The sequence below is a fragment of the Isoptericola croceus genome (assembly GCF_029382255.1).
Lineage (GTDB): Bacteria > Actinomycetota > Actinomycetes > Actinomycetales > Cellulomonadaceae > Isoptericola > Isoptericola croceus.
Genome location: NZ_JARLLG010000094.1, coordinates 1 through 291, shown reverse-complemented (window position 1 = coordinate 291; position 291 = coordinate 1). Strand labels below are relative to the sequence as shown.

The following is a 291-nucleotide window of genomic DNA, read 5'->3' as shown; positions in this document are numbered from 1 at the left end:
GAAACCATGACAGCGAACAATTGCGGCTCGGTCAGTCCCTTCAGATATGGACGAATGACGAGCGGCGCCTCGGTCTGGCCGATGAAAATGTTTGCTGCCGCATTCAGCGATTCAACGGCCCGCGTGCCGATTACCCATCGCAGCCCTCCGCCAATCAGCGTGACAACTACCTGCATGATTCTGAGATGGTAAAGCACTGACATTAATGCCGAGAAGAATACGATGATCGGCAAAACGTTGATCGCGAAACTCCAGAGGCCTGCGTCAGTCGCCAGACCACCAAACACAAAC

The 291-nt window shown here is 54.0% G+C and carries 1 protein-coding gene; it reads right to left on the bottom strand.

Features of this window, described 5'->3' with window-relative positions; genetic code table 11:
• Positions 1 to 291 (bottom strand): nucleoside recognition domain-containing protein (locus PZC42_RS20810; protein ID WP_277213987.1); only part of this gene is annotated, 291 nt, incomplete at both ends.